A 1,129-nucleotide genomic window follows, 5' to 3' on the forward strand; every position below is an offset into this window, starting at 1 on the left:
CGGGGTGAGGGCGCGCAGGAGGGCGGGCACCTCGTCGGTACGGGTGCGCAGGGCGGCGGTGTCGACCCGCAGCGGGACGACCGTGGCCTCCGGCCGGTCCAGCCCGGCCGCGAACAACTCCAGCCCGGCATCGTAGGAGAGCACCGGCAGACCCTGCGACGCCATCCGCCGCCGGTCCACCTCCCCCAGATACTGGCCCAGCCCCGCACCCACGTCCCAGAACCCGAACGCCATCGACGTCGCCGGCAGACCCTCCGCCCGCCGGTGCGCCGCCAACGCGTCCAAAAACACATTCGCCGCGGCATAGTTGCCCTGCCCGGCCGTCAGCACCAGACCACCGGCCGACGAGAACAACACGAACGCCGCCAGATCCAGCCCACGCGTCGCCTCGTGCAGCCACCACGCCGCATCCGCCTTCGGCGCCAGCACACCGTCCACCCGCTCCGGCGACAACGCACCCACCAGCCCGTTGTCCCCCACACCCGCGGCATGCACCACCGCCAGCAGACCACGATCCGAGGCCAGGGAGCCGACGAGCCGGATGACCGTGTCCCGGTCGGACACGTCACAGGCCAGGATTTCCACCCGCGCGCCGAGCGCGGTGAGCTCCTCGGTGAGCTCGGTGGCGCCGGGGGCGTCGGGGCCGCGCCGGGAGGTCAGGACCAGGTCCCGCACCCCACGCTCGGCCACCAGGTAACGGGCGACCACCGCACCCAGACCACCGGTACCACCGGTGATCAGGACCGCACCGGCACCGTCCAGCGCGGGCACGTCCTGCGAATCGGGCGACGGCAGGCGGGTCAGGCGCGGCACCAGCACCACGCCGTCCCGCACCGCCACCTCCGGCTCACCGGCGACCACGGCCGCCACCGCCATGTCCACCTCGGCGTCCGCGCCCGGCTCGACGTCGGCCAGCGCGAAACGCCCCGGGTTCTCCGCCAGCGCCGCACGCACCAGACCCCACACCGGAGCCTGCACCACATCACCGGCCGAACCGACCGGAACCGCGCCCCGCGTCACCACCACCAGACGCGAACCCGCGAACCGCTCACCGGCCAGCCACTCCCGCACCACACCCAGCACCCGGTGCACCACCGACCGCACACCCACCGGCACATCCACACCGGCA

At 73.9% G+C, this 1,129-nt stretch carries 1 protein-coding gene; it reads right to left on the bottom strand.

All coding sequences use genetic code 11. The features are described from left to right. On the bottom strand, positions 1-1,110 hold a 1,110-nt coding region (locus ACH5AO_RS37290; protein WP_398932581.1), incomplete at its 3' end, for a beta-ketoacyl reductase. Between the last annotated feature and the right edge of the window lie 19 nt (positions 1,111-1,129).

The organism is Streptomyces sp. NPDC018964 (assembly GCF_044390325.1).
In the GTDB taxonomy this organism is placed as follows: Bacteria; Actinomycetota; Actinomycetes; order Streptomycetales; family Streptomycetaceae; genus Streptomyces.